30 protein-coding genes are annotated in these 25,921 nt (G+C 30.2%); 14 read left to right on the top strand and 16 right to left on the bottom strand.

The genetic code is table 11. The annotated features are described in order from the left end of the window. Window positions 1-29: 29 nt before the first annotated feature. Entirely contained in the window at window positions 30-563 is a 534-nt protein-coding gene (locus WHA43_RS00635; protein WP_105045254.1) for a DinB family protein, read from the bottom strand. 47 nt (window positions 564-610) lie between these two features. After that, window positions 611-1,090, bottom strand: a complete 480-nt coding sequence (msrB, locus tag WHA43_RS00640; RefSeq protein WP_105047230.1) for a peptide-methionine (R)-S-oxide reductase MsrB — start codon at window positions 1,088-1,090, stop codon at window positions 611-613. 175 nt (window positions 1,091-1,265) lie between these two features. Here msrB and WHA43_RS00645 point away from each other — a divergent pair, with 175 nt between their 5' ends. Together WHA43_RS00645 and WHA43_RS00650 are read left to right on the top strand one after the other, a co-directional pair. Continuing rightward, on the top strand, window positions 1,266-2,087 hold the full coding sequence (locus tag WHA43_RS00645) for a M48 family metallopeptidase (protein ID WP_105045255.1): 822 nt from the start codon (window positions 1,266-1,268) through the stop codon (window positions 2,085-2,087). 76 nt (window positions 2,088-2,163) lie between these two features. Next, window positions 2,164-3,459 carry an MFS transporter gene (locus WHA43_RS00650; RefSeq protein ID WP_105045256.1) on the top strand — a complete coding sequence of 432 codons (1,296 nt, stop codon included), beginning with the start codon at window positions 2,164-2,166 and terminating at the stop codon, window positions 3,457-3,459. Window positions 3,460-3,474: 15 nt separating this feature from the next. Here WHA43_RS00650 and WHA43_RS00655 read toward each other — a convergent pair whose 3' ends face one another. From WHA43_RS00655 to purB, 3 genes are read right to left on the bottom strand one after another with little or no spacing between them, the layout of a single operon-like run. After that, window positions 3,475-4,239, bottom strand: coding sequence for a TerC family protein (locus tag WHA43_RS00655; RefSeq protein WP_105045257.1), 765 nt, complete (start codon window positions 4,237-4,239; stop codon window positions 3,475-3,477). An 8-nt stretch (window positions 4,240-4,247) separates the two neighbouring features. Then, on the bottom strand, window positions 4,248-4,652 hold the full coding sequence (locus tag WHA43_RS00660; RefSeq protein WP_226742912.1) for a hypothetical protein: 405 nt from the start codon (window positions 4,650-4,652) through the stop codon (window positions 4,248-4,250). Between the two features lie 6 nt (window positions 4,653-4,658). Beyond that, window positions 4,659-6,002, bottom strand: a complete 1,344-nt coding sequence (gene purB / locus WHA43_RS00665; protein WP_105045258.1) for an adenylosuccinate lyase — start codon at window positions 6,000-6,002, stop codon at window positions 4,659-4,661. A 195-nt stretch (window positions 6,003-6,197) separates the two neighbouring features. Between purB and WHA43_RS00670 the strand changes: the two genes are divergently transcribed. The 6 genes from WHA43_RS00670 to WHA43_RS00695 all read left to right on the top strand — a co-directional run bounded on the left by WHA43_RS00670 (window position 6,198) and on the right by WHA43_RS00695 (window position 11,438). Then, a complete protein-coding gene (locus WHA43_RS00670; RefSeq protein WP_105045259.1) occupies window positions 6,198-6,911 on the top strand; it encodes a toxin-antitoxin system YwqK family antitoxin in 714 nt (237 codons plus the stop codon). 87 nt (window positions 6,912-6,998) lie between these two features. Beyond that, on the top strand, window positions 6,999-8,186 hold the full coding sequence (gene mnmA / locus WHA43_RS00675) for a tRNA 2-thiouridine(34) synthase MnmA (protein ID WP_105045260.1): 1,188 nt from the start codon (window positions 6,999-7,001) through the stop codon (window positions 8,184-8,186). 51 nt (window positions 8,187-8,237) lie between these two features. Continuing rightward, the gene (locus WHA43_RS00680) at window positions 8,238-9,905 is read left to right on the top strand and encodes a S8 family serine peptidase (RefSeq protein ID WP_105045261.1); all 1,668 of its coding nucleotides are present in this window, start codon (window positions 8,238-8,240) and stop codon (window positions 9,903-9,905) included. A gap of 10 nt (window positions 9,906-9,915) precedes the next feature. Next, window positions 9,916-10,857 (top strand): NAD(P)H-dependent flavin oxidoreductase, encoded by a 942-nt coding sequence (locus WHA43_RS00685; protein WP_170039481.1) that lies wholly within the window; start codon window positions 9,916-9,918, stop codon window positions 10,855-10,857. A gap of 109 nt (window positions 10,858-10,966) precedes the next feature. Continuing rightward, a complete protein-coding gene (locus WHA43_RS00690; RefSeq protein WP_105045262.1) occupies window positions 10,967-11,158 on the top strand; it encodes a cold-shock protein in 192 nt (63 codons plus the stop codon). Window positions 11,159-11,240: 82 nt separating this feature from the next. Continuing rightward, window positions 11,241-11,438 (top strand): YwbE family protein, encoded by a 198-nt coding sequence (locus WHA43_RS00695; RefSeq protein ID WP_262903992.1) that lies wholly within the window; start codon window positions 11,241-11,243, stop codon window positions 11,436-11,438. 1 nt (window position 11,439) lies between these two features. Here the strand turns inward: WHA43_RS00695 and WHA43_RS00700 are convergent, their stop codons facing one another. The 3 genes from WHA43_RS00700 to mtaB are packed head-to-tail and all read right to left on the bottom strand — an operon-like array spanning window position 11,440 to window position 14,439. Next, entirely contained in the window at window positions 11,440-12,342 is a 903-nt protein-coding gene (locus WHA43_RS00700) for a lytic transglycosylase domain-containing protein (protein WP_105045263.1), read from the bottom strand. 45 nt (window positions 12,343-12,387) lie between these two features. Next, window positions 12,388-13,050 (bottom strand): alpha/beta hydrolase, encoded by a 663-nt coding sequence (locus WHA43_RS00705; RefSeq protein ID WP_105045264.1) that lies wholly within the window; start codon window positions 13,048-13,050, stop codon window positions 12,388-12,390. A gap of 54 nt (window positions 13,051-13,104) precedes the next feature. Continuing rightward, complete coding sequence (gene mtaB, locus WHA43_RS00710) at window positions 13,105-14,439, bottom strand: tRNA (N(6)-L-threonylcarbamoyladenosine(37)-C(2))-methylthiotransferase MtaB (protein ID WP_105045265.1); 1,335 nt, start codon at window positions 14,437-14,439, stop codon at window positions 13,105-13,107. Window positions 14,440-14,535: 96 nt separating this feature from the next. Between mtaB and WHA43_RS00715 the strand changes: the two genes are divergently transcribed. Together WHA43_RS00715 and WHA43_RS00720 are read left to right on the top strand one after the other, a co-directional pair. After that, window positions 14,536-14,853, top strand: coding sequence for an antibiotic biosynthesis monooxygenase family protein (locus WHA43_RS00715; protein ID WP_105045266.1), 318 nt, complete (start codon window positions 14,536-14,538; stop codon window positions 14,851-14,853). 27 nt (window positions 14,854-14,880) lie between these two features. After that, window positions 14,881-16,041, top strand: a complete 1,161-nt coding sequence (locus WHA43_RS00720) for an FAD-dependent monooxygenase (RefSeq protein WP_105045267.1) — start codon at window positions 14,881-14,883, stop codon at window positions 16,039-16,041. A gap of 6 nt (window positions 16,042-16,047) precedes the next feature. Here the strand turns inward: WHA43_RS00720 and WHA43_RS00725 are convergent, their stop codons facing one another. From WHA43_RS00725 to WHA43_RS00755, 7 genes are all read right to left on the bottom strand, one after another. Then, the gene (locus tag WHA43_RS00725; protein WP_105045268.1) at window positions 16,048-17,058 is read right to left on the bottom strand and encodes an endonuclease/exonuclease/phosphatase family protein; all 1,011 of its coding nucleotides are present in this window, start codon (window positions 17,056-17,058) and stop codon (window positions 16,048-16,050) included. A gap of 6 nt (window positions 17,059-17,064) precedes the next feature. Continuing rightward, complete coding sequence (locus tag WHA43_RS00730; RefSeq protein WP_105045269.1) at window positions 17,065-17,916, bottom strand: rhomboid family protein; 852 nt, start codon at window positions 17,914-17,916, stop codon at window positions 17,065-17,067. Next, window positions 17,916-18,647, bottom strand: coding sequence for a rhomboid family intramembrane serine protease (locus WHA43_RS00735; protein WP_105045270.1), 732 nt, complete (start codon window positions 18,645-18,647; stop codon window positions 17,916-17,918). Before WHA43_RS00735 ends, WHA43_RS00730 begins: the two co-directional genes overlap by 1 nt. A 3-nt stretch (window positions 18,648-18,650) precedes the next feature. After that, entirely contained in the window at window positions 18,651-20,462 is a 1,812-nt protein-coding gene (gene mutL / locus WHA43_RS00740; RefSeq protein ID WP_105045271.1) for a DNA mismatch repair endonuclease MutL, read from the bottom strand. Then, entirely contained in the window at window positions 20,462-20,737 is a 276-nt protein-coding gene (locus tag WHA43_RS00745) for a riboflavin synthase subunit beta (protein WP_105045272.1), read from the bottom strand. Before WHA43_RS00745 ends, mutL begins: the two co-directional genes overlap by 1 nt. A 134-nt stretch (window positions 20,738-20,871) precedes the next feature. Further along, window positions 20,872-21,378 (bottom strand): 6,7-dimethyl-8-ribityllumazine synthase, encoded by a 507-nt coding sequence (gene ribH, locus WHA43_RS00750; RefSeq protein ID WP_105045273.1) that lies wholly within the window; start codon window positions 21,376-21,378, stop codon window positions 20,872-20,874. A gap of 71 nt (window positions 21,379-21,449) precedes the next feature. Next, window positions 21,450-22,217 carry a tetratricopeptide repeat protein gene (locus WHA43_RS00755; protein ID WP_105045274.1) on the bottom strand — a complete coding sequence of 256 codons (768 nt, stop codon included), beginning with the start codon at window positions 22,215-22,217 and terminating at the stop codon, window positions 21,450-21,452. Between the two features lie 114 nt (window positions 22,218-22,331). On the opposite strand from WHA43_RS00755, the gene recF reads away from it, so the two are divergent. Next, a complete protein-coding gene (gene recF / locus WHA43_RS00760; protein WP_105047234.1) occupies window positions 22,332-23,411 on the top strand; it encodes a DNA replication/repair protein RecF in 1,080 nt (359 codons plus the stop codon). Continuing rightward, complete coding sequence (locus WHA43_RS00765) at window positions 23,411-23,707, top strand: DUF721 domain-containing protein (RefSeq protein ID WP_105045275.1); 297 nt, start codon at window positions 23,411-23,413, stop codon at window positions 23,705-23,707. The genes recF and WHA43_RS00765 overlap by 1 nt, the downstream gene beginning before the upstream one ends. 62 nt (window positions 23,708-23,769) lie before the next feature. Here WHA43_RS00765 and WHA43_RS00770 read toward each other — a convergent pair whose 3' ends face one another. Further along, entirely contained in the window at window positions 23,770-24,189 is a 420-nt protein-coding gene (locus WHA43_RS00770) for a nucleoside-diphosphate kinase (RefSeq protein WP_105045276.1), read from the bottom strand. 175 nt (window positions 24,190-24,364) lie between these two features. On the opposite strand from WHA43_RS00770, the gene WHA43_RS00775 reads away from it, so the two are divergent. Next, a complete protein-coding gene (locus WHA43_RS00775; RefSeq protein WP_105045277.1) occupies window positions 24,365-25,393 on the top strand; it encodes a DHH family phosphoesterase in 1,029 nt (342 codons plus the stop codon). Continuing rightward, entirely contained in the window at window positions 25,383-25,919 is a 537-nt protein-coding gene (gene gldI, locus WHA43_RS00780; protein WP_105045278.1) for a gliding motility-associated peptidyl-prolyl isomerase GldI, read from the top strand. Before WHA43_RS00775 ends, gldI begins: the two co-directional genes overlap by 11 nt. Window positions 25,920-25,921 lie beyond the last annotated feature (2 nt).

The raw sequence follows: 25,921 nt of genomic DNA on the forward strand, positions 1-25,921 counted from the left end.
TATAAAATCAACAATAAAATTAGATATATTTAGGATGCTGAATATAATTTTTTAAGAATTGTGGTGTGATGTTCTGTGTGATATGCAGACCACATAATCAATTCTCTAACAGTCATTTTTCCCATTAAAGGATGAGGAATTACTAAAGTATCCAGATTTACATCACTAATTTTTCGGGTTTTGTATTGCAATTTTTTATGTTGTATTTGCAACCTATTCAACAATCGAATTCGGTCTTTTAGCAAAGGACTTTTTAAATTTTCATTAAAAGCTATGGTTTTGTCTTTGTGCTCTTCCAACTTTTCTTGATATCTTTTAACAACAGCGTCGTAATCTCTTGAGGGTCTATTACTCAATCCGAATTTATATTTTAGAAAAAATCGAGGATAACTTAGCACGTTATTTAACAACTGTAAACTATTTACCAGATGCAAAATGTGTTGACTTGTTGTCCATTTTCCTTCAGGACCAACTTCCCAATTTTCAGCTGGTTGTTGATTGAGCCAATCAAACAATTCTTGGTATTTTTCTTCAATTAAATCGGCAATGGCTAATTTGTCCATGACTCAAAAATATTTAGTAAGTTATTTAAAATCAGTTTGTATTTTTCTTATTTCTCAGGAATAAATTCCAAAGCAACACCATTGATACAATGGCGTTTACCAGTGGTTTTTTGCGGTCCATCATCAAAAGAATGTCCTAAATGTCCTCCGCAAGTTTTACATTTAAGTTCAGTTCTTTCGTAACCAATTTTGTAATCTACATCCAACTCAATATTTTCTTTGATTCCTCTGTCAAATGAAGGCCAGCCTGAACCTGAATCATACTTGTATTTTGATTCATACAAAGGAGTTTTACAACCCGCACAAACATAAATACCTTTTTCTTTATTATTGTTTAGCGGACTTGAAAAAGCTCTTTCTGTACCAGCTTCACGCAACACATAAAATGCCATTGGTGACAACTCTTTTTTCCATTCATCAACTGTTTTTGTTACTTTGTATTTCTTCTTTTTATTTGAATCAGTTTGTGCATTGCTTGTGCAACTTATCAACATTGCTATAAAAAGAAATCCAATTATTTTTTTCATCATTTTAAATATTTATAAACTTTTAGTGTCAAATTTTCATTGATGTAAATATACTGATTTTTCAATTTTTTAAAGTAATTTTATTGTTTCTAAGGAGTTAATCTTTTTAGATAATTTTTGAAGTAGTGAAGATATTTCATATTTTTTAATTGAATTAAACTAAATACCCATAAAGATGAAAAAAATAATTGTTTTAGCTATTGTAGGTTTATTATTAACGGATTGTAGTACAGTGCCTATTACTGGTAGAAAGAGAGTTAATTTTGTGAGTGATGCACAAGTGCTTCCTATGAGTTTTGCACAATACAAGGGCTTTTTAGAGCAAAATAAACTTTCATCAAATAAAGAAATGACAAAGCAAGTAAAAGATGTTGGTGCTAGAGTTTCAGCAGCTGTTGATAGATTTATGAGAGCTAACGGAATGATTACTGAAGCTGATTCTTACAAATGGGAGTTTAATTTGGTTGAAGATAAAACCGTAAATGCATGGTGTATGCCAGGTGGAAAAGTGGTTTTTTACACTGGAATCATGCCGATTTGTGCTAATGAGGATGGAGTTGCAGCTGTTATGGGGCATGAAGTAGCGCACGCATTTGCAAAACATGGTCAAGAGCGAATGTCTTCTGCTCAAATTCAACAGTTAGGTGGAGCTGCAGTAGCTATTGGTACTTCTAGTAAAGATCCAAAAACAGCCCAAATTTGGAATCTAGCTTATGGTGTTGGTTCTCAGGTTGGTTTGTTGGCTTTTAGCAGGACTCATGAAAATGAAGCAGATAAATTGGGATTGGTTTTTATGATTATGGCAGGTTATGATGGTAAAGAGGCTGCTGAGGTTTGGGTAAGAATGAGTAAATTATCTGGAGGAAAACAAGGGCCTGAATTTTTAAGTACACACCCATCAAGTGAAAGTAGAATTGAAACATTACGAAATTATTTGCCAGAAGCAACTAAATTGGCTGAAAAATTCAATGCACAAACAACGAACTTAAAAAAATAAGTTCATATAACTTTTAGTATCTTGTGAGCCATTCAGAATTACTTTTGAATGGCTTTTCATTTTAATTAGCAAGATTATGTTACAAAAAGGAGATAAAAAATTAATCAATAGTTGGGCATTTTACGATTGGGCAAATTCAGTATATTCATTGGTAATTGCAACTGCTGTTTTTCCATTATATTATAGTGCAGTTACCAAAGATCAAGTTGTAAATTTTCTTTGGATGGAATGGGAACATCCTGATACTCTGTATAGTTATGCCTTGTCATTTTCATTTTTAGTAGTAGCTTTTATCTCTCCAATTTTATCAGGAATTGCTGATTACACAGGAAGTAAAAAGAAATTTATGCGCTTTTTTTGTACACTTGGAAGTTTGTCAGTAATGAGTTTATATTTTTTTGATAGTATTGAAACTGTTTGGATTGGAATTGTTTTTACCATTTTAGCCAGCATTGGTTTTTGGGCGAGTTTGGTTTTTTACAATGCTTATTTACCTGAAATTGCACATCCAGATCAACAAGATAGAGCTAGTGCAAAAGGTTTTATTTTTGGATATATTGGCTCAGTTATTTTGTTGATAATCAATTTATTATTAATTCAAATGCCTGATTTATTCGGAATTACAGCAAGCCAAGCTTCTAAAATTTCATTTGTAATGGTAGGTTTGTGGTGGTTGGGTTTTGCACAAATCACATTCCGTAAATTGCCTAATAATGTTCATAATAGAAAACCTGAAAAAGATTATATCTGGAAAGGTTTTAGAGAATTGAAAATTGTAGCAAAACAAGTAGTTGAAAATCCGACATTAAAACGCTTTTTAATTTCCTTTTTTTTATTGAGTGTAGGCGTTCAAACGATCATTTTATTGGCTACCATTTTTGGTTCATCAGAATTAGGTTTGGCTGCTATTGATTTGATTATTACAGTTTTATTAATCCAGATTGTAGCTATTTTTGGCGCATTTTTATTCTCTAGAATTTCAGAAATGAAAGGAAATATAATGGCTTTAAAAATCACTATTTTTATTTGGATGATTGTTTGTTTTTGCGCTTTTTTATTACACAAAGAACTCCCAAATGTTGCCATTTATTTTTATGCTTTGGGTGGAATTCTGGGGTTGGTTTTAGGAGCAATTCAATCTCTTGCAAGATCTACATATTCTAAATTACTACCAGAAACGCAAGACCATGCAACTTACTTCAGCTTTTACGATGTTACTGAAAAAATTGCCATCGTTTTAGGAACCTTAGTCTATGGATTTTTATATGCCATGACTGATTCTATGCAATGGAGTGTATTGAGTTTGGCACTATTTTTCTTAGCGGCTTTTGTTGTTTTAAGCACTATGAAAAAGACGAAATATGTTCAATAATTAAAATTTAAGATTTTATTTCTTTCGAACTCTCAAATTCAGCATTTCAACTCCCAGTGAAAACGCAATAGCAAAATACAAATAGCCTTTTGGAATCACTCCAACTGATTGATTAAAAATTTCAGTATGTGATAAATGTGCAGCTTCAGCAATCAGCATAAATCCAATTAAAATTAAAAATGCCAATGCTAACATTTGTATGGTTGGGTTTTTGTGTACAAAATTATTGATGGGTTGTGCAAAAATCATCATAATTAAAATGGAAATAATCACAGCAATAACCATGATAGTTAATGCTCCATTAATGCCATTGGTCATGCCAACAGCAGTTAAAATACTGTCAAAAGAAAAAACCAAATCAATCAAAATAATTTGAACAATTACACTTGAAAACGAAATTACTTTTGGAGTTTTTAAAATAGCTTCCTCTTCAGTGTGTTCTACTTTATGACGAATTTCACGAGTACTTTTGTACAGTAAAAATAATCCTCCTAGAAATAAAATGACACTTTGACCTGTAATTCCTGATCGAAACCAATCAACATCAAAACTTATAAATGGATCTTTCAACGCAATCAAATAAGAGATACTAAATAGCAATAAAATTCGCATTACCATTGCCAAAGCCAATCCTAAAAGAGTTGCTTTTCTAACTTGTTCTTTGGGCAATTTGTTAGCGGAAATTGAAATAAAAATGATGTTATCAATTCCTAAAACAACTTCTAAAAATGTTAAGGTTAGGATTGCAATCCAAGTTTCTGAATGCAAAAATATTTCCATAAATTGTACTATTTTAATTTATAAACAGTGCCTTTTTGAGAGAATTTAGAGAATCCAATTCTTACTGTAAAATCATATTTGTCATCATACAATTTATTGATTTGTATATACATAGGATCTTTTTGTAACTCGTTTTTTGGATTGAGATACTTTAATGTATAGAAAAAGTTATTTTTCCATTTGATAGATAAAGTATCTACATTATTTCCGTATTTACTTATTTGAATAGTATCTTTTCTGATGATGGTTTCTTTTACGAAATTATCTCCTGCAGGAATTTCAAAAACCCCTTCTTTAAATCGATCTGAATTGTCCGAAAATTCTGATTTACATGAATAAAAAAGGCTAAATACAGCAATTGCAAAACAAAAAGAAAACAGCTTAGATTTCTTAACTCTTAATTTATAATTCATAATTAACTATATTCCAGTATAATTTGCAGGTGTAATTACTTTTAACTCTTTTTTAATTTCTTCAGAGACATCCAAAGTATCAATAAAATCCGCAATTGATTTTTGATTGATTTTTTCATTGGTTCGCGTCAAACCTTTCAACGCTTCATACGGATTTGGATATCCTTCACGTCTTAAAATCGTTTGAATTGCTTCTGCAACTACAGCCCAATTATTTTCTAAATCATCTTCAAATTTTTGTTTGTTCAATAATAATTTGTTCAAACCTTTCAAAGTTGAGGTAAAGCCAATGATTGTATGTCCAAAAGGCACACCAACATTGCGTAAAACAGTACTATCTGTCAAATCTCTTTGCAAACGCGAAATAGGTAATTTTGCTGATAAATGCTCAAAAATGGCATTGGCAATTCCTAAATTTCCTTCCGAATTTTCAAAATCAATCGGATTTACTTTATGTGGCATTGCAGAACTTCCAATCTCACCAACTTTGATTTTTTGCTTGAAATAATCCATAGAAACATAAGTCCAAAAATCTCTATTCAAATCAATAATGATGGTATTGATTCTTTTCAAAGCATCAAATAATGACGCCAAATGATCATAATGTTCAATTTGTGTTGTTGGAAAAGAATGGTGCAAACCTAATTGATTTTCAACAAATTGACTTCCAAAATTTTTCCAATCAAAATTTGGATACGCAACTTTATGCGCATTGAAATTTCCTGTTGCGCCACCAAATTTGGCTGCATTTGGGATATTTTTTAAAACGGCGATTTGTGCTTCTAAACGAACTACAAAAACATCAATTTCTTTACCTAATCTTGTTGGAGATGCAGGCTGACCATGAGTTCTTGCCAACATAGAAACATCTTTCCATTCAATTACGAGCTCTTTTAGTTTTGCTAAAAGTTCATCAAAATGAGGCACAAAAACTGTTTCCAAAAATTCTTTTATAGAAAGCGGAATTGCAGTATTGTTGATGTCTTGTGAGGTCAATCCAAAATGAATGAATTCTTTGTGATTTTGCAATCCTAAAACATCCATTTTTTCTTTGATAAAATATTCAACCGCTTTTACATCATGATTGGTTATTTTTTCAATGTCTTTTATTTTTTGAGCATCTTCTGAAGTGAAATTTTGATAAATACTTCTTAAATCAGAAAATTTTAATTTGTTAAAATCAGCTAATTGAGGCAAAGGCAGTTCGCAAAGTGCGATAAAATATTCGATTTCTACACGAACACGATATTTTATCAAAGCTTCTTCTGAAAAATAGTTCGCTAAATTGTCAATTTTACTGCGATAACGTCCATCAATTGGCGAAATTGCATTTAGTGGTGTCAAGTTCATTGTTTCAAAAAATAAGTTACAAAAATAGGCATTTCATAAGATTTATTCATTTGAATCTGACTATTTTTTTTATGAGTTTAACGGTATTTTTTTATTTAATTCTTAAGAATCATACTATTTCAATAGAAAAGTTGTTATTAAAATTATGAATTATCTTTTAAATTCGGATTTGTATATTTACAAAAAATTCATTGCATGATTTCTCTAGAAAAAATTTTTACTTCGATACTTTTTTTGAGTTGTTTTTTATTTGCGACTTCAAATTTTGCTCAAAAAATAAATCAATTTGATGCTAATAAACAACGAACTGGAGTTTGGAAAAAATACTATGACAATCAAAATATTCGATACGAGGGACAATTTAAAAATGGCAAGGAAATAGGCGTTTTTAAGTTTTATGACGAATCAAATCCGCTGCAACCATCAATGATCAAAAGATTTTCTGAAACAACTGATTCTGTTGCAGTTGAGTTTTATTTGACAAATGGAAAATTACAATCCAAAGGATTTTTTATCGATAAAAATAGGGTTGGAAAGTGGCAATATTTTTTTCAAGACGGCAAAATAATGTCCGAAGAATGGTATCATCAAGGAAAATTAGAAGGTAAATTGATGAATTATTATCCAAATGGAAAACCAACCGAAATTACACATTATAAAAATGGTTTAAAACAGGGAATTTCTCAAAAATTTTCGAGCGATGGAATTTTGATCGAAGAAGTTACCTATGAAAATAATGTACTGAATGGTCCTGCAAAATTCTTTGAATTGAATGGAAATTTACGTGAAAAAGGCATATATAAAGAGGGAAAGAAATTCGGGAAATGGGAATTTTATATTGATGGAGAAATCACTGACGAAAAAGAAATTGAAAAACAAAATCGCTACACAAAAAAACAGAAAGACTAATTTCTAGTTCACAGTAAATCAATCTAAACATTTTCGTCACTTTTTTGTAAATACAAAATCGTACCTTTGCCACTTTAAAAATCAAAGATGAAACGAGTAGTTGTCGGACTTTCTGGTGGTGTAGATTCGAGCGTTACAGCCTATTTATTAAAAGAGCAAGGTTATGAGGTTATTGGCCTTTTTATGAAAAATTGGCACGATGATTCTGTTACAATTTCCAACGAATGTCCATGGTTAGAAGACAGTAATGATGCTATGATTGTTGCGCAAAAATTAGAAATTCCATTTCAAGTGGTTGATTTGAGTGAGCAATACAAAGAACGCATTGTGGATTATATGTTTGATGAATATGAAAAAGGACGAACTCCAAATCCAGATGTGCTTTGCAATCGTGAAATAAAGTTTGATGTTTTCATGAAAATTGCTCTTCAATTAGGGGCAGATTTTGTAGCTACAGGTCATTATTGTAGAAAATCCGAAGAAAATATTAATGGAAAAACCATTTACAAATTGTTGGCAGGGAAAGATGGAAATAAAGATCAATCCTATTTTTTATGTCAATTATCTCAAGCTCAATTGGCAAAATCATTGTTTCCAATTGGTGAGCTATTAAAACCCGAAGTGAGAGAAATCGCTAAAAAAGCTAATTTAATTACAGCTGAAAAAAAAGATTCTCAGGGTTTATGTTTTATCGGAAAAGTACGTTTGCCAGAGTTTTTACAACAAAAATTGCAGCCAAAAATTGGAGAAATTGTTCAAATTCCTGCTGATTTTCATGAATATTTAAGACAAATTCCAACTTTTGAAACCAAAGAAGCTGAACTAGCATACTTTTCTCAGAAATTTAGGTATAAAAAACAAGATGGAAAAGTTGTTGGCAAACATCAAGGGGCACATTATTTTACCAAAGGTCAAAGAAAAGGATTGGCTGTTGGTGGCACAAAAGAACCATTGTTTGTCATAGAAACTGATGTAAATGAGAATATTATTTATACTGGTGAAGGTAAAAATCATCCGGGATTGTATAGAAATGTGTTGTTTGTTGCCAATGACGAGATTCACTGGATTCGTGAAGATTTAAAACTGGAAATCGGAAAAAGTTTAGTTGTAGAAGCTCGCATTCGCTATCGTCAAAAGTTAGAAAAAGCAACTTTATATCAAGTTGAAAATGGGATGTATGTAGAATTTGAAAATCCGCAGTCAGCCATTCAAGAAGGACAGTTTGTAGCTTGGTATCAAAATGAGGAATTGTTGGGTTCTGGAGTAATTTCCTAAAAACTTTTTTTGGCGGTATAAATTTGATATTTTTATGGTTTACTTCAAATCATGAAAAAAGTATTATTTCTTTATTTTTTAATATCGTCATTTTTTTTGTTTTCTCAACAAGAAGATGCTTGGTTATATTTGAATGATAAGCCAAATTCGGCTATTTTTTTAGCAAACCCTTTGCAGATGCTTTCTCAACGTTCTCTTGATAGAAGAACTATGCAACAAATTAAGTTAGATGAAACAGATGTACCTATTGATGAAAATTATTACAATCAATTAAAAAATATTGGAGCTATTACCATTTTAGGAAAATCAAAATGGTTAAATGCCATTCATGTTCAAGGAACTGAAAATGATATAAAAAACCTTTCATCAATCTTTACTTTTATCAATCGAATAGAATTTGCCAACAAAAATTTAAATGGTAACAAGCGTTCATCAAAAAAAATAACAGCAAAACATCATCAAAAATTTCAAAATTCTTTCACTGATTTTGTGTACGGAAGTGCAGAAAATCAAATAAAAATGTTGAAAGGCGACTATTTACATCAACAAAACTTAACAGGCGAAGGTCAAATTATTGCTGTTTTAGATGCAGGTTTTCCTAATGTTAATACATTACCTGCTTTTAAACGAGTTAGAGACAATAATCAAATTTTAGGAGGCTATAATTTTGCTGATAGAAATTCTAATTTTTATTCAAGAGATAGTCATGGTACTAATGTTTTATCAACCATTGCAGGATTTATTCAAAATGAATTTGTTGGCTCAGCTCCTGATGCAAAATTTTATTTATTCATCACAGAAATTGCAGAAACAGAAACTGTTTTAGAAGAAACACTTTGGGTTGAAGCCGCTGAAAAAGCAGATAGTTTGGGAGTGAATGTTATAAATACTTCTTTAGGCTACAGTACTTTTGATAATCCTTCGCACAATTATTCGTATGCAGATATGGACGGAAAAACTACTTTTATTTCTAGAGGAGCAGAAATTGCAGACAGCAAAGGTATTTTGGTTGTAAACTCTGCAGGAAATGAAGGAGATAATTCTTGGAACTATATTGTTGCACCTGCAGATGCAACGTCTGTTATTAGTGTTGGAGCAGTGAATTATCAAGGGACAATAGCTTCTTTTAGTTCTTTTGGGCCAAGTTCAGACGGAAGAGTTAAACCAGAAATTTTAGCTCAAGGAGTAAATGCTGCAGTCATTAACCATTCAAATGGGACAATAATATCGGCAAATGGAACGTCTTTTTCATCGCCAATTATGGCAGGTTTAATAGCTTGTTTAAATCAGAATAGTTTTTTCTTATTAAAATCATCATCTCCTAAAAAAAGTAAATCTGCTCAAAATCTGAATTATTATTTAAAGAAATCTATATACGAATCAGCAGACAGGTTTTCAAATCCTACAGCACAGCATGGGTTTGGAATTCCTAATTTTCAAGTTGCTTTGAATAATTATACAGCTTCTTTGGAAGATAGTATATTAACAAATATAAAAATCAGCCCAAATCCAGTTAAAAATTCATTTAATATTCAATTTTTAGAGAATTCATCTTCAACTTATTCATTGGAAATTTATAATGTTTTAGGAAAAAAAGTGTTCGAGAAACAAGTAATAAGCTCTGAAAACATTGAAATTACAACTTTTAAAAAAGGAATTTATTTTTTGAAGATTTTTAGTGATTTAGGTTCAAGAACAATTAAGATTTTGAAAGAATAAATAAAACATAATGATTAACAAAATAACAAAACTCTTCAACATACAATATCCTATAATTCAAGGTGGAATGGTTTGGGTTTCTGGGTGGAAATTAGCTTCAGCAGTTTCAAATGCTGGTGGTTTGGGTTTGATTGGTGCAGGATCCATGTATCCGGAAGTGCTGAGAGAGCACATTCAAAAATGTAAAAAAGCTACCAATAAACCTTTTGGGGTAAACGTGCCAATGTTGTATCCAGAAATTGAAAAAATTATGGATATTATTGTGGATGAAAATGTAAAAATTGTATTTACTTCTGCTGGAAATCCAAAAACATGGACCTCCTTTTTGAAAGAAAAAGGAATTACTGTTGTACATGTAGTGAGTTCTGTAAAATTTGCATTGAAAGCTCAAGAAGCTGGAGTTGATGCCGTTGTTTGTGAAGGATTTGAAGCTGGAGGGCATAATGGTCGTGAAGAATCTACCACTTTTACATTGATTCCAATGGTTAAACAAGCAGTTTCAATTCCTGTAATTGCAGCTGGAGGAATTGCAACTGGAAGAGGTATGTTGGCTGCCATAGTTTTAGGGGCTGATGGTGTACAAATTGGAAGTAGATTTGCAGCAACTATTGAATCTTCTGCACATCAAAATTTTAAACAAACCATACTTGATGTAAAAGATGGTGATACTCATGTAACTTTAAAAGAGTTAGCTCCTGTGCGTTTGGTAAAAAATAAATTTTATCAAGAAGTACAAGAACTATATAAGCAAAATCCTACCATAGAACAATTGAAAGATTTATTAGGAAGAGCTCGTGCAAAAAAAGGAATTTTTGAAGGTGATTTAGAAAATGGAGAACTAGAAATAGGGCAAATCGCAGGTTTAATCAATAATATAAAACCAACAAAAGTTGTTTTAGAGGAAATTATTACTGAATTTAATGAAGTTAAAGCACTCATTAGTAAGCTTTAAACTATTTAATTAAAAGAATATCAATTAATTAGCTGTTTATAAATTTATTGAACGTATCTTTGTGACATAATAACGTTGTTACTAATTAACAACACAATAATTTTTTATAATGAATAAAGGTACCGTAAAATTTTTCAATGATTCAAAAGGATTTGGATTTATCACTGAAGAAGGAACAAACAAAGAACATTTTGTACATGTGTCAGGATTAGTTGACGAAATTCGTGAAAACGATGAAGTTGAGTTCGACTTACAAGATGGAAGAAAAGGATTAAACGCAGTAAACGTAAGAGTATTATAATATATATTTTATTACTAGTTAATTTTTTACCAAAAGCCTATCAAAATTGATAGGCTTTTTTATTTTTACAAAAATTTTTAAAATGATTGATGGTAGAAAACGAGCAAATATCAAAAAAGGAATGTTTGTAGAAATTGTTTTAAAAGAGCATCAAATTTATGGAGAAATCACACAAGGTGTTGTCTCAAAAATTTTAACAAAATCTGTCAACCATCCACATGGAATTAAGGTTCAATTAGAAACAGGGTTGATTGGAAGGGTAAAAAATGTAATTGAATAATTTATTTTACAGGAATTTTAATTTCATAAACTTTTCCGCTTTTGTTATTCAATTTATTCTCTCGTAACCAAGCATTGTGAATTTTTAATTCTTTGTATGTTACTCCGAATTTTTTACCAAAAGTAACCAAGTTCGTAATCGTAGTATCAACTTTTACGATGGTTGTTTCGGGTAAAGTATACAAATCCTCTTTATCAAAAATAAAACCATATTTTTCAGGATTTGTCATTATTTCTTTCAAAGCTAAAATTCTAAAAACATAGCGTTCAGTTTCATTAGGTAATAAAACATCATAATAGCTATTTACTTTTTGGGCTTCTAATCTACTAGAAACTCCGAAATTCCCTGCATTGTAAGCAGCTGCAGCCAAGGTCCAAGAACCTAATTTTTCTTTTGATTTTTTTAGGTATTCAGCAGCAACTGCAGTCGATTTTTCGATATTGTAGCGTTCATCAACATTGCTATTGATTTCTAAACCATATTCTTTTCCAGTTTCAACCATAAAATGCCACATACCAGCAGCACCAGCACTTGATGTTTCATCAATAAAAGCACTTTCAGCCAAAGCTAAAAATTTAAAATCATCGGGCAAACCATGCTTTTTTAGCAAAGGTTCTAAAACAGGAAAATACTTATTTGCGCGCTTAAATAACAACAAACCATTCGATTGCCAATAGGTATTTACCAACAATTCTCTGTCCATTCTTTCAAAAATATTCGGATTTTCTAATGGAACTCTTTCACCAGCAAAGTTTAGGTTTTCAGGAATTTTTAGTGCTTTTATTTTATAATTCTCGTGAGTATTTGTTTTTAACGGAATATCAGACTTGTGAATTCCATTTACAAAAAATAAAGTTGTAAAAACGATGATTAATAACGATAAAAAGCGAATTGAATTGTTCATTGGTTTTATTGAATTTACCCCTAAAATTAGGTAAAATTTTGCTCTTTAAAAAGTTAAACTTTTATCGATAATTTCAGATATTTTTTTTGCCTTATTCAATATCATAATGTGAGTTCCGTTTTCAATTTCAATGGCATTTTTGATATTGTTTATAGGGAAAATCTTATCTTCAACTCCATGAATATGAATCAAATTTTCAATAATTTCTTGTTGTTGCCATTTTAAAACGTTTTTTATTGCCCATTTTAAATACGTTTCATTTCTTTCAGAAAGATATTTTTTATAAATCAACGCTCTTTTTTGAAGTGTTTTTCCTATAAAAAAACGACTAAAATCTTCAAAATGAGAAATTATTTTTGTTGGAAATATTTTATATAAATTTCCAAAAGTGGCTACTTTAAACCTTTTAGGAAGTTCATCAGTAGTTTTTACACTCGAAATAATGATGACTTTTTTACAATGTAAAAATTTACTCATTTCTTGTACCAAAATTCCTCCAAAAGAAACTCCAACCAAAACAGGATTTTCTTTTTTCACTTCTTCACACATTCTCATTGCGTAATTAGAAATAGTTTCCTCTAAATCCAATGGTTTTTTCCATTTTAAATAATGGATTTCATATTTCTCTTTTGATAATGATAAATTTTCAAAAATTTCAGGTCCAGCTGCCAAACCTGGCATCAGATAAATAGGAATTTTATATGTCATTTTTTAAATATTGGGGGGTATATTTATTTTATATTCAACGAAATAAATTTAAGTTTAAATAAAGGCAGGCTCATTTATAAATTCGAAACGAACTAAACCATCGCTATCAATTTCGGTAAGTGTTATAGTATGCAAAGTGTTTATTAAAGAAGGATTCCAAGGTGTTTTTACTTTGATGTAATTTTCAGTAAATCCATGAATGTAGCCTTCTTTATTTTCATTTTCGAACAAAACAGTAGCTGTTTTTCCTAATTGAGATTCGTAAAAAGCACGTCTTTTTTTAACTGATAATCCACGCAACATTTTACTGCGTTTTGCACGAACATTGTTTGGTACAACACCTTTCATATCAAAAGCTTCAGTATTTGGTCTTTCAGAGTAAGTAAAAACATGCAAATATGAAATATCTAAAGCGTTTAAATAATTGTATGTTTCTAAAAAAAGTTCGTCAGTTTCTCCAGGAAATCCTACAATCACATCAACACCAATACAGGCATTTGGCATGGTTTCTTTGATGCGCTCAACTCGGTTTGTATATGTTTTTCGTAAATAACGGCGTTTCATTTTCTTTAACAATTCATCGCTTCCTGATTGTAATGGAATGTGAAAATGAGGAACAAATGAATTCGATTTTGATACAAATTCAATAGTTTCATCAGTCAATAAATTGGGTTCTATGGATGAAATTCGCAAACGATGAATTCCATCAATTTTATCTAATTCTTTAACAAGTTCAAAAAAAGTATGCTCGTGTTTTTTATTTCCAAATTCGCCTTTTCCGTAATCACCAATGTTTACGCCAGTTAATACGATTTCTTTAATGCCTTTTGAAGCTATTTCTTTGGCGTTTTTCAACACATTTTCTAAAGTATCACTTCTTGAAATTCCTCTTGCAAGTGGAATTGTACAATACGTACATTTATAATCACAACCATCTTGGACTTTTAAAAAAGCACGTGTTCTATCGCCAATTGAATACGAACCTACATAAAAATCAGCTTCCGAAATTTCACAAGAATGCACTTCACCAACTTCATTTTTAGTCAAATCATTGATATAACTAGTTACATTGAACTTTTCAGTAGCACCCAAAACCAAATCAACACCATCAACTGCAGCCAATTCTTCGGGTTTTAATTGTGCATAACATCCTACAGCAATTAAAAAAGCATTGCTGTTTTGTTTCAATGCATTTTTAACAATCGATTTAAAACGCTTGTCTGCATTATCAGTTACTGAACAAGTATTGATAACATACACATCAGCTTTTGATTCAAAATCTACTCTTTGAAAGCCTTCATTTTTAAAATTTCGAGCAATAGTAGATGTTTCAGAAAAATTTAATTTACAGCCTAAAGTATAAAAAGCTACTTTTTTTTCTGTACTCATTTAGGTATTTTTATAGAATGCAAAAATACAATTTAATTCATAAATGAAAGTTCAGTTTTTTTGACTTTTTGCTTTACCTATTAAAAGAGAATAAAAATGATTGTTAATAATTTAAAACCTCCATACTATGCTGTTATCTTTACAACAGTGGTTAGCGAAAATTTAGAGGATTATGAGAAAACTGCTCAAAAAATGGAGGTTTTAGCGAGCCAACAAAAAGGTTTTTTAGGAATAGATTCTGCAAGAAATGATATAGGAATTACAGTTTCTTATTGGAGAACATTAGAAGATATTACTGCTTGGAAAAATAATACAGAACACACTTTGGCTAGAAATTTAGGTAGAGAAAAATGGTACAGAACCTACCAATTGAGAATTTGTAAAGTGGAACGCGAATATGGTTTTTTGAAATAAAAAAGTAAATTTACAATTTTAAAATGTATGATTAAAACAGCTGTTTGTATTATTGGTGCGGGTCCTGCTGGTGCAGCAACTTCTTTAATGTTGTCAAAACTTAAAATACATCATTATATTATTGATAAAGAAACTTTTCCAAGAGATAAAACCTGTGGAGATGGATTAATTTTATATGCTTATAAGGTTATGAAAATCTTGGGTGACAATATTTTTGAAGAATTTTTAAATCACACTAAAATTTTACATTCAAAGATAATTCGACTTCATATTAATGCTAAACAAGATATTGTTTTTACAGAGAGTAATGACCGAGATATGATTATTTCTTATGCAAAAAGAATCGATTTTGATAATTTTTTGGTACAAAAACTTTCTGAAACCTATACTCAAAAAGAATTTGGCAATGCTGTTAAAAGTATTCAGGAAACAACAGAAGGTATTTTAATTACATTAAAAGATAGTAAGCAAATTTTAGCAAATATTATTGTTGGTGCTGATGGAGCACAATCTATTGTATCAAAAAAAGTAGCTAAAAATAAAATTGATGATGAAAAGATGTCAACTTTTGTAACAGCTTACTTTAAAGGAATTAACGACATGCCTGCAGGAAATGAAAGTGAAATTAGAATCATTTATAATAAAATGCCATTTTTCTTCTATATTTTTCCTCTGGCTAATGGGGAATCGAATGTGAGTTTAGGAAGTAATTCTCATTTTATCAAAGAGAACAAGATTAATTTGGTTGATGAAATCGAAAAAATTATCTCGACAAATCAACAAATAAAGCATAGGTTTAATAATGCAACCAGAATTAGTAAATGGCGTGGTTGGGTAATTCCGTATGCTTTTGGAAATCAAAAAATAGTAGGAAATAGATTTTTACTTGTTGGTGATGCTGCAGGATTAGCAAACCCATTTTATAAAGAAGGAGTTGGAACAGGAATGATGTCAGGAATTATTGCTGCAAAAAATATCCAAAAATGCTTGAAAAACAATGATTTTTCAGAATCCTCTTTAAAAAATTACGAACTTGAAGTAAAAAGAGAATTTGGCAAATTATTGAAGTTTAGCGCCTTTATGTTAAAATTAGCTAGATATAAATACATATTTAGCTTTATTGTTTCGCTTTTTAAAAATAGGCTTTCAAAAAAATCTTTTGCAATTATTAAAAAAAGAAGTTATTAATGTTTTTTACCAATTAATTGTGGTCATTATCGGAAAGTGATCAGAATATTTTTGGTTAAATGAAGAAAATTGATGAATTTCGGCTGTGTTATCTGTCAAAATAAAATCAATTCTAAGTGGAAACCAATAGTTGAAAGTTTTTCCAAATCCTTTACCTGCTTCAATAAATGCATCTTTTTTATCTTTAGAAATTTGATTGTACACCCATGAAAAACTCGTATTGTTAAAGTCGCCAGCAATTATTTTTTTGCCTTTCCACTTTTTTTCATGATCTAAAAATACAGTTGTTTGATTGACTTGTTTTTTAAATCCATCCTCTAAAATTGATACTAATTTTTCTGAGTTCTCTTGCCCAAAATTTTCTTTATCAGTTTTTAATTTGAGTGATTGTAGGTGTAGATTGTAAACTCTGATAGTGTCTTTTCCTCTTAAAATATCGGCATAAATAATGTTGTTTGAAGTGTGTTTTAAATCTAAAGAACCACTGTTTATGATTGGATATTTTGAGTAAATAGCCAATCCGTTTTTGTTTGATGCCGTTTTTGTATTAACGTATTTGAAGTTAAATTTAAAATCTTGATTTACAAGTGAATAATAATCTTGAAATACTAAAATATCTGGAGAACTTTCTTGAATTAACATATTAATTTTTGTCGGAATTTCAGTATCGTTAATCCATTCATATTGATTGAATAGACGCACATTATAACTCATCACTGAAAGACTGTTGTTTGAAAGAGTTTTCTTTTCAAACAATTTGTAAATTGGTGTTAATGTTAGCCAACCCAAAATTAAAATTGACGAGGATACTAAAAATTGTCTTTTAAATGACAACAACCAATATATAGCAAAAACGATATTTGCAAAAATTAAAAAAGGTACTAATAAACTTGCAATTGCTAAAATTGGAAGTTTTTCAGGTGAAATAAAAGGCAATAAATAGGATGCGAAAAGCAAAATGGCTACAACAATATTTATGAAATAAATAATTTTGTTGATGATAGATAGCTTTTTCAAAATTCGTTAATTTTTTCCTTGTTTGAACAGAAATTCTTTTTCTGCTTTGGTAAGTGTGTCATATCCTGATTTGCTAATTTTATCTAAAATTTCATCAATTTGTTTTTGAGTGAAATCGCTTTTTGTTGTTTCTCTTTTGGTATTTGTAGATTTATAAACTGTTTTTAAAGGTTTTTTCTTTACTGAAAAAATTGCTGCTAAATTTTTAAAAATAGCAATCTCTTTATTACTTGCTTTGCTGACATATAAAAATCCAAATAGGCTTCCTCCTAAATGTGCAAAATGCCCTCCTGCATTTCCTCCTGCCAAACCTAAAACGTCTATTCCAACCCAAATTGCAGCTAAATACCATAATTTTACAAAACCAATAAACCGAATTTTCAATTCGTAATTGGGCATATATGTTGCAATTCCAATAAATATGGCTGATATTCCTGCAGATGCTCCAACTAAAACCGATGTTTTTCCTTCAAATAATGGAAAATAATTTTGACTAAAAAGATAAAAAATGCCGCCAAAAAAAGTACCTAAAATGTAAAATGTTAGCAATTGTTTTTGCGTAAAATAGTCAATAAATAAATTCCCAATAAAATATAAGGCAATCAAATTGAATAAGATGTGCAGAAAATCAGCATGCAAAAATCCATAAGAAATAAGCGTCCATGGTTTTGTAAATAATGAATCGATATTGGCTTCTAAAGAAAACCAATCAACCATCCAATTGACATCATTTTTAAACAAGCTTTGAAAAACACTAATCAAAAGCGTTAACACAAATAGAAAAATATTGATATATATCAATTTTTCTATTACATTTCCTTTATCAAATCGATGTTTTAAATTATTTACAAAGCTCATTAGTACATTTTAAATTGATTTTTTTTCCAATAAAAAGCAATGATAAATCCAATTAAAGCACCACCAATGTGAGCAAAATGGGCAATATTTCCAACGGAATATTTGGTTACACCAAAGAATAAATCTCCCAAAATCATAATAGGAATAAAATATTTCGCTGCAATGGGCACAGGAAAGAAAATCAATGCCAATTTAGCATCTTTAAAATACATTCCGAATGCCACTAAAACACCGTAAACTGCTCCAGAAGCTCCAACTGCAGGTGTATTGTATAAAGCAAAAATTTCATTGAATTGCTGTTGGGTTATTGCTTGTAAAACTCTGATATCATTTGTGCTTCCTTCTTTTAAAATTGCAATAACTTCATTATCAGTCAATCCAGCTTGTATAAACAAATCATAAATGGCATTGAATTGATAATAATTTACTAAAGTATAAATCAAACCAGCTCCAATTCCAGATGAAAAATAAAAGAAAATAAACTTATTTTTTCCCCACATTTGTTCCAAAGGCGTTCCAAAAGCCCATAAACCATACATATTAAATAAAATATGCGCAAAACCTCCATGCATAAATAGGTGAGTAGCATATTGCCAAAAACCAAAATGCTCATTTTTAGGAAAATGCAAGGCTAAAATATTGGTATAATCCGTTTGCATTAATTGCGGAGCAACAAATACAATTATATTTATAACAATCAAATGTTTGATAGCGTCTGTAAAATTGTTCATTTTTTAGCTGTTAAATAGATTGTCTATTTCTTGTAAAGTCAGTGTTTTAAAAGTTGACTTCCCAGTTGGAGAAATAGAAGGTTCTTTGCACGAAAATAAGTCATTTACTAGATTTTCTTGTTCTTTTTCTGATAAAAATGTACCTGTTTTTATAGACAATGTTTTGGCAAACGATTTTGCCATCACATCAAAATGACTGTAACTTGTATCAGGAACTTCAAGGTTAATGTCATTCAATAAATCTTCTAAAATAATCGAAATTTTACTTTCTGTTACAGAAGTTGGAATTCCTTTGATGGTAACACTATCTTTGGTAAATTCATCAAAAGAAAACCCTGCATTTTCCAATTCTTGTTTGATGGTATAAATCATTTCAATTTCATTGGATGAAAACGAAATTTTTACAGGAAACAATAATTGTTGGCTATTGGCTTCTTTTACAGTAATACTTTCTAAAAAAGATTCATACAAAATACGTTGATGTGCCAACGATTGATGAATTAAAACCACCCCAGATTTTATCAAACTGATGATGTATTTTCGCTGAATTTGAAATGTCTTTTGAGTTTTATCTTGCTGATTTTCAAATAGTTTTTCTTGTTGAATTTCTTGTAAAGGTTCAACAGAAGTATATAATGATTCCCAATTTTGAGTTTGTTTTTCTCTGTTAAAAGGAAAATGAATTTCTTTTTGACTTGCCTCTTTAAACGGATTAAAATTAGGATCTACAATGATTTTTGGGGTTGATGCCAAACTCGAACTTTTTTCAAGTTGATAAGGGATATCCAAATTGGCATCTCTATTAAAATCCAGAATTGGAGCTACATTGTATTGTCCCAAACTATGTTTGATAGTCGCTCTCAACATGGCATACAACGCATTTGCATTGTCAAACTCAATTTCGGTTTTAGTTGGATGAATGTTGATATCAATTGTATTTGCAGGAACTTGTAAGTATAAAAAATAGGAGGGATGTGAACCTGTTTCTAGCAAACCTTCAAAAGCACTTACAACAGCATGATTCAAATAGCTATTTTTGATAAAACGATCATTCACAAAAAAGAATTGTTCTCCTCTTTTTTTCTTTGAAAATGAGGGTTTGGTCACAAAACCTGTAATGGCAACAATATCTGTCTGTTCTTCAATCGGAACTAGTTTTTCATTCATTTTTGATCCAAAAACAGCCACAATTCGTTTTCTAAAATTGCTGCTTTTTAGGTTATACACTTCAATATCATTGTGATGCAATAAAAATGAAATTCCAGGATGTGCCAAAACAACTCGTTGAAATTCATCAATTATATGACGTGTTTCAATAGTATCAGATTTTAAAAACTTTCTGCGAGCAGGAATGTTGTAAAACAAATTTTTTACAGCGATACTTGTACCAGTTGCTGTATTGATAAAGCCTTGAGACACAATTTTGCTTCCTTCAATTTTAATTGAAGTTCCTAATTCTTGATCTTCTTGTTTGGTTTTTAATTCAACATGCGCAATTGCTGCAATTGAAGCCAAGGCTTCACCACGAAAACCTTTGGTGTGCAAACTAAATAAATCCTCAGCTTTTCTTATTTTGGATGTTGCATGACGTTCAAAACACATTCTAGCATCAGTAACACTCATGCCTTTTCCGTTGTCAATAACTTGAATGAGTATTTTGCCTGCTTCTTTGATAAGTAATTTAATATCAGTTGCACCAGCATCTATTGCATTTTCAAGCAATTCTTTAACAACAGATGCAGGACGTTGAACGACCTCACCAGCAGCAATTTGATTGGCTACATGATCTGGTAATAGCTGAATGATATCTGACATTATTTTGTAAAGAATATAGACAAATCAAAATCGATGATATATAAAAAAATCAACACAAGAACTATAATAATATAAATAATAGTTTTGTTAACTGTTTTATCTGAGTCTCTTAACTCGCCAATTGCATCTGTTAATTTTGATTTAAGATTTCTGTTTTTACCTGTTGTTTTTCGGTATTTATCTAATTTGTGTTCTATCTTATACGGATTTCCTTCTCCTTTGTAAAAACGCGGTTTGTATTCAAATTTTTTATTTGTCCTTTTTAAAAATCCCATAATGTATGTGTCTTTATTAGAAAGAAGACTAGCAATCTCTCCAATTTTAAAAGTATCCAAATTTAAAGAAATAATAGGAATACATCAAGAAATGATGTAAAAAGTATTCTTAAAAAATAGTTTAGGATTCTTATTTAAAAACCAATGCTTTCTGTTGGTTTTCCGGTGTTTTTTAAAACTGCCATTTTGATGGCTGCAATGGCGCACTCAATGCCTTTATTGCCTAATTTTCCTCCAGAACGATCTAGTGATTGTTGTATGGTATTGTCTGTTAAAACGCAAAAAATCACAGGAATATCATATTTTATATTCAAGTCAACAATTCCTTGAGTTACACCTTCACAAACAAAGTCAAAATGTTTAGTTTCACCTTGAATTACATTTCCAATGGCAATAACGGCATCTAATTTTTGAGTTTGAATCATTTTTTTGCATCCAAAAACCAATTCAAAACTGCCAGGAACATCCCAAAAAATAATGTTTTTTTCTTGAGCACCACAATCTAATAAAGTTTCAATAGCTCCTTTTTTTAAATTTTGGGTTATTTCAGGATTCCATTCAGAAACAACAATCCCAAATCGAAATGAATTCGCATTTGGGATAGTGGTTTTGTCGTAATAAGTTAAATTAGTCGTTGCCATTTTTTGGTTCAAAGTTTTGAGTTCAAAGTTTAAAGTTTTAATTACTAAGAACTTAAAACTAAAAATAAAAACTATTCAGCGTATTTTGCTGCATTTATGAATTTTTCAATATCTCTTCCTTGATCAGATTTTGAATAATTTTCTTTGATTTTTGTAAAAAATTCTTCAGCTTTTTTAAACTCTTTCAAATTCATTGCTATTTGTCCTGCTTTGAACAAGTATAAAGGAGTTGTAAATTCGTTGTCTTTTTTGTTAGCGGCTTTTTCATAGTATTCCAAAGCATCTTTTGGTTGATTGATATCAGAAAATGCATCTCCAATAGCACCCAAAGAAATAGGGCCTAACATTTCATCATCAGAATTAAATTTACTTAAAAATTCAATTGCTTTATCATATTGTTTCAATTGTAAATAAGATACACCTGCATAATAGTTGGCTAAATTTCCAGCATTTGTTCCACTATAAGATTCAGCAATATCAACAAAACCATATTTTCCGTCAGCACCTTCTAAACCTAGATTTAAAAGAGAATCAACTCCTGATCCAGCAACAGCAGCTTCATCAAAATATTTTCTTGGAAAAGCCAATTCGTCTGCAGCTTCTAATTCTTTTGGCTCATCAATAAATTTATGATACCCTAAATATGCTAAGAAAACAACTACCAATCCAACTAAAGCAATCATCAAAGGTTTGCTATTTTTTTCAATCCATTTTTCAGATTTTGAAGCAGTTTCGTCTAAAGTATTCAATACTCCTGCTGTTTCATAAGCCGATTCATCAGATTGATTTTCTTCTTTCTTGTTACCTGGTTTATATCCTCTTTTCTTGTATGTTGCCATCGTTGTTTAAAAATTTGTGGGCACAAAAATAGTTTTTTTAATTGGATTTTAAAAGCGCTTATTTTGCAAAATTTTCGATAATTTGCGAATCATTTGAGAAGTAAAATTAAAGGAATGTATCTTCAAAAATTATCTATTGTAAATTTTAAAAATATAACTTCGCAAACTTTTGATTTTCAGAAGAAAATAAATTGTTTTGTGGGCAATAATGGCGTTGGAAAAACCAATGTATTGGATGCAATTTACTATTTGTCGTTTGCAAAAAGTTATTTCAATACTGTTGCTGTGCAAAATATCAATCACAATGCTTCTTTTTTTATGATTGAAGGTGATTATTTGATTGATGAAAGACCTGAAAAAATTGTGTGTAGTCTTAAAAAAGGGCAAAAAAAAGTATTGAAACGAAATGATAAAATTTACGAGAAGTTTTCAGAACATGTTGGGCAATTTCCATTGGTAATTATTTCTCCTGCTGACCGAGATTTGGTTACAGAAGGCAGTGAAACTCGAAGAAAATTTATTGATGGTGTTATCTCGCAACAAAACAAACAGTATTTAAATGATTTGATTTCATATAATAAAGTATTGACTCAACGCAATGCTTTGTTGAAATATTTTGCTGCGAATCGCACTTTTGATGCTTTAAATTTAGGGGTTTATGATGAGCAATTGTCTGAATATGGAACTAGAATTTACGAAGTTCGCAAGCAATTTTTAGAGGCATTTATTCCGATTTTCAATCAAAAATATCAAATCATTTCAGGAGATTCAGAACGAGTTAATTTGCTGTATAAAAGTCATTTACATGATTTTGAAATCAAACAATTGCTAAAAAAATCATTAGAAAAAGATAAAATTTTACAATTCACTACAGCAGGAATTCACAAAGATGATTTGAGTTTTGATATCGGTGAATATCCTATTAAAAAATTTGGCTCTCAGGGGCAACAAAAATCATATCTGATTGCACTTAAATTGGCGCAATTTGAGTTTATCAAGCAAAAATCAACCATAACTCCTATAGTTTTATTGGATGATATTTTTGATAAATTAGACGAAAACAGAGTTTCGCAAATTGTAGATTTGGTAAATAATGATGAATTTGGGCAAATTTTTATCACAGATACACATCCTGAAAGAACAGAAAACATTGTAAAAATGAGTAACAAACCGTATCAAATTTTTAAGTTGTAATGGCAAAAAGAGAAAATGATTCATTTTTGGTAAAAGACTTGATGCAAATTTTTATCAAAGAAAACAATCTGACTAAAGGAATGCAAAAAATTCAGATTGAAGAAACTTGGGCAAAATTGATGGGTCAAGGAGTTGCAGGATATACAACTTCTGTAAAATTGCAAAACAAAACGTTAATTGTTCAATTATCATCTTCCGTTTTAAGGGAAGAATTAACGTATGGAAAGGAAAAAATAATTAAAATGATGAATGAAGAAATGGGCGAAAATATCATTTCAAAAATCATATTGGCATAAAAAAACTCGCCAATAAATCAGCGAGTTTTCCTAAATATAACATAAAGAATTTGCAAGTATTCTTAAAATTGTTCTCTACCTGAAAAGTGAAAATTACCTTCAATCAATGCATTTTCATCAGAATCTGATCCGTGAATTGCATTTTCACCCATAGATGTTGCATATAATTTTCTAATGGTTCCTTCAGTAGCATTTGCAGGATTTGTAGCACCAATTAAAGTTCTAAAATCTTCTACAGCATTTTCTTTTTCTAAAATTGCAGCAACAATTGGGCCTCTTGTCATAAATTCAACCAATTCTCCAAAAAATGGACGCTCTTTATGAACTTCATAAAAATTTTCTGCATCGTTTTTGGTCATTTGCGTTTTTTTTAATGCAACAATACGAAATCCCGCTGCATTAATTTGTGCTAAAATTGCTCCAGTATGCCCGTTTTCAACTGCATCTGGTTTGATCATGGTAAATGTTCTATTTGTAGCCATTCTGTTTTTAAAATTTTTGCAAAAGTAAGGTTTTATATGGTATAAACAACAATAGACATCAATCTCTTTTAAAAACGATTAAAATTTATTTTTACTATTGATTTAACATTTTATTCTCTTATTTCTTCTGGAAATAACTTTTTGAGATTCTGATTATATTGTATATTCGCAACCTATGATTTTAAAAGGAATAAACGAATTAAAAAAGTTTTTAGAATTTTCTAGAAATATCGTGATTGTTGGCCACAAAAATCCAGATGGAGATGCCATTGGCGCTACATTAGGGTTAAAGCACTATTTGGATAAAAAAGGACATCATTGTACAGTTTTAGTACCTAATGAATATCCAGATTTTTTACATTGGTTGCCAGGCTCTGAAACTACTTTTCGTTTTGATTGGCAAAATAAACAAGCGCAAAAAGCAATTTCAAACTCCGATATTATTTTTTTGTTGGATTTCAATGCATTGCATAGAGTTGGTGATGATATGCAGCAAACGTTGCAAAAATATCCTAACGATTTTGTGTTGATTGATCATCATCAACAACCTGATGATTTTAGGTATATGTATTCTGATGTAGAAATTTGTTCTACTGCACAAATGGTGTATCAATTCATAGAAATGAATAATGATTTACACCTTATTGATGCAACAATTGCAACTTGTTTATACACAGGAATCATGACAGATACTGGTTCTTTTCGTTTTAGATCAACTACAAGTAAAACACATAGAATTATTGCAGATTTAATTGATAAAGGTGCTGAAAATGATAGAATTCATTCAAATGTGTATGATTCTAATTCAAAAAACAGACTACTTTTATTAGGACAAGCTTTGCAAAACCTAAAAGTGTTAGAACAATACAAAACAGCTTTCATCACGTTGACTGATGAAGAAAAAAACAGGTTTGAGTTCCAAAAAGGTGATTCTGAGGGAGTTGTAAATTACGCTCTATCTATAAAAGGAATCGTTTTTGCAGCCATTTTTATTGAAGATATTGAGCAAAACATCATCAAAATTTCATTTCGTTCTAAAGGAAGTTTTTCTGTAAATCAGTTTGCAAGAAACCATTTTGAAGGTGGTGGACATGACAATGCAGCAGGAGGAAAATCAAGTTTAACTCTACAAGAGACTGTTGCAAAATTCATTGAGTTGTTACCAAATTATATCACTGCATTAGAAAATTCTTATGAAAGTTAATTCATTTTTTCTGTTGAGTTTTATTTTTCTTTTAAGTTGTTCAAAAATTGAACCAAGAAGACCTATAAACCCCAAACCTTCTACTACAATCTATAAAGAGGTTATCGAAGATTCAAAAAAAATCAATAAAGCAGAAGATGAGATGCTTGCAGAGTTGATTAAAAAAGACACTTTACTTAATTTCAAGCAATCATCACAAGGTTTTTGGTATGCTTATAATCATCAAATTCAAGAAAATTTACCAACTCCAAAATTAGGAGATGAAGTAGTTATTGTATATCAAATTTCAGATTTGAATGATGCTATTATATATAGTAAAGAGGAATTAGGACAAAAAACATATAAAATAGACAAAGAAGATTTTATTTCTGGCTTACAAAAAGGAATAAAGTTGATGAAAACCGGAGAAACCATTACATTTGTGCTTCCATTCTACAATGCTTTTGGTGTTTTAGGTGATGGAAATAAAATTGGAGTAAACCAATCAATAAAAATTACAGTAACATTAATTAAAATAACAAACTAAAA

This window comes from Polaribacter gangjinensis (genome assembly GCF_038024125.1).
Classification (GTDB): domain Bacteria; phylum Bacteroidota; class Bacteroidia; order Flavobacteriales; family Flavobacteriaceae; genus Polaribacter; species Polaribacter gangjinensis.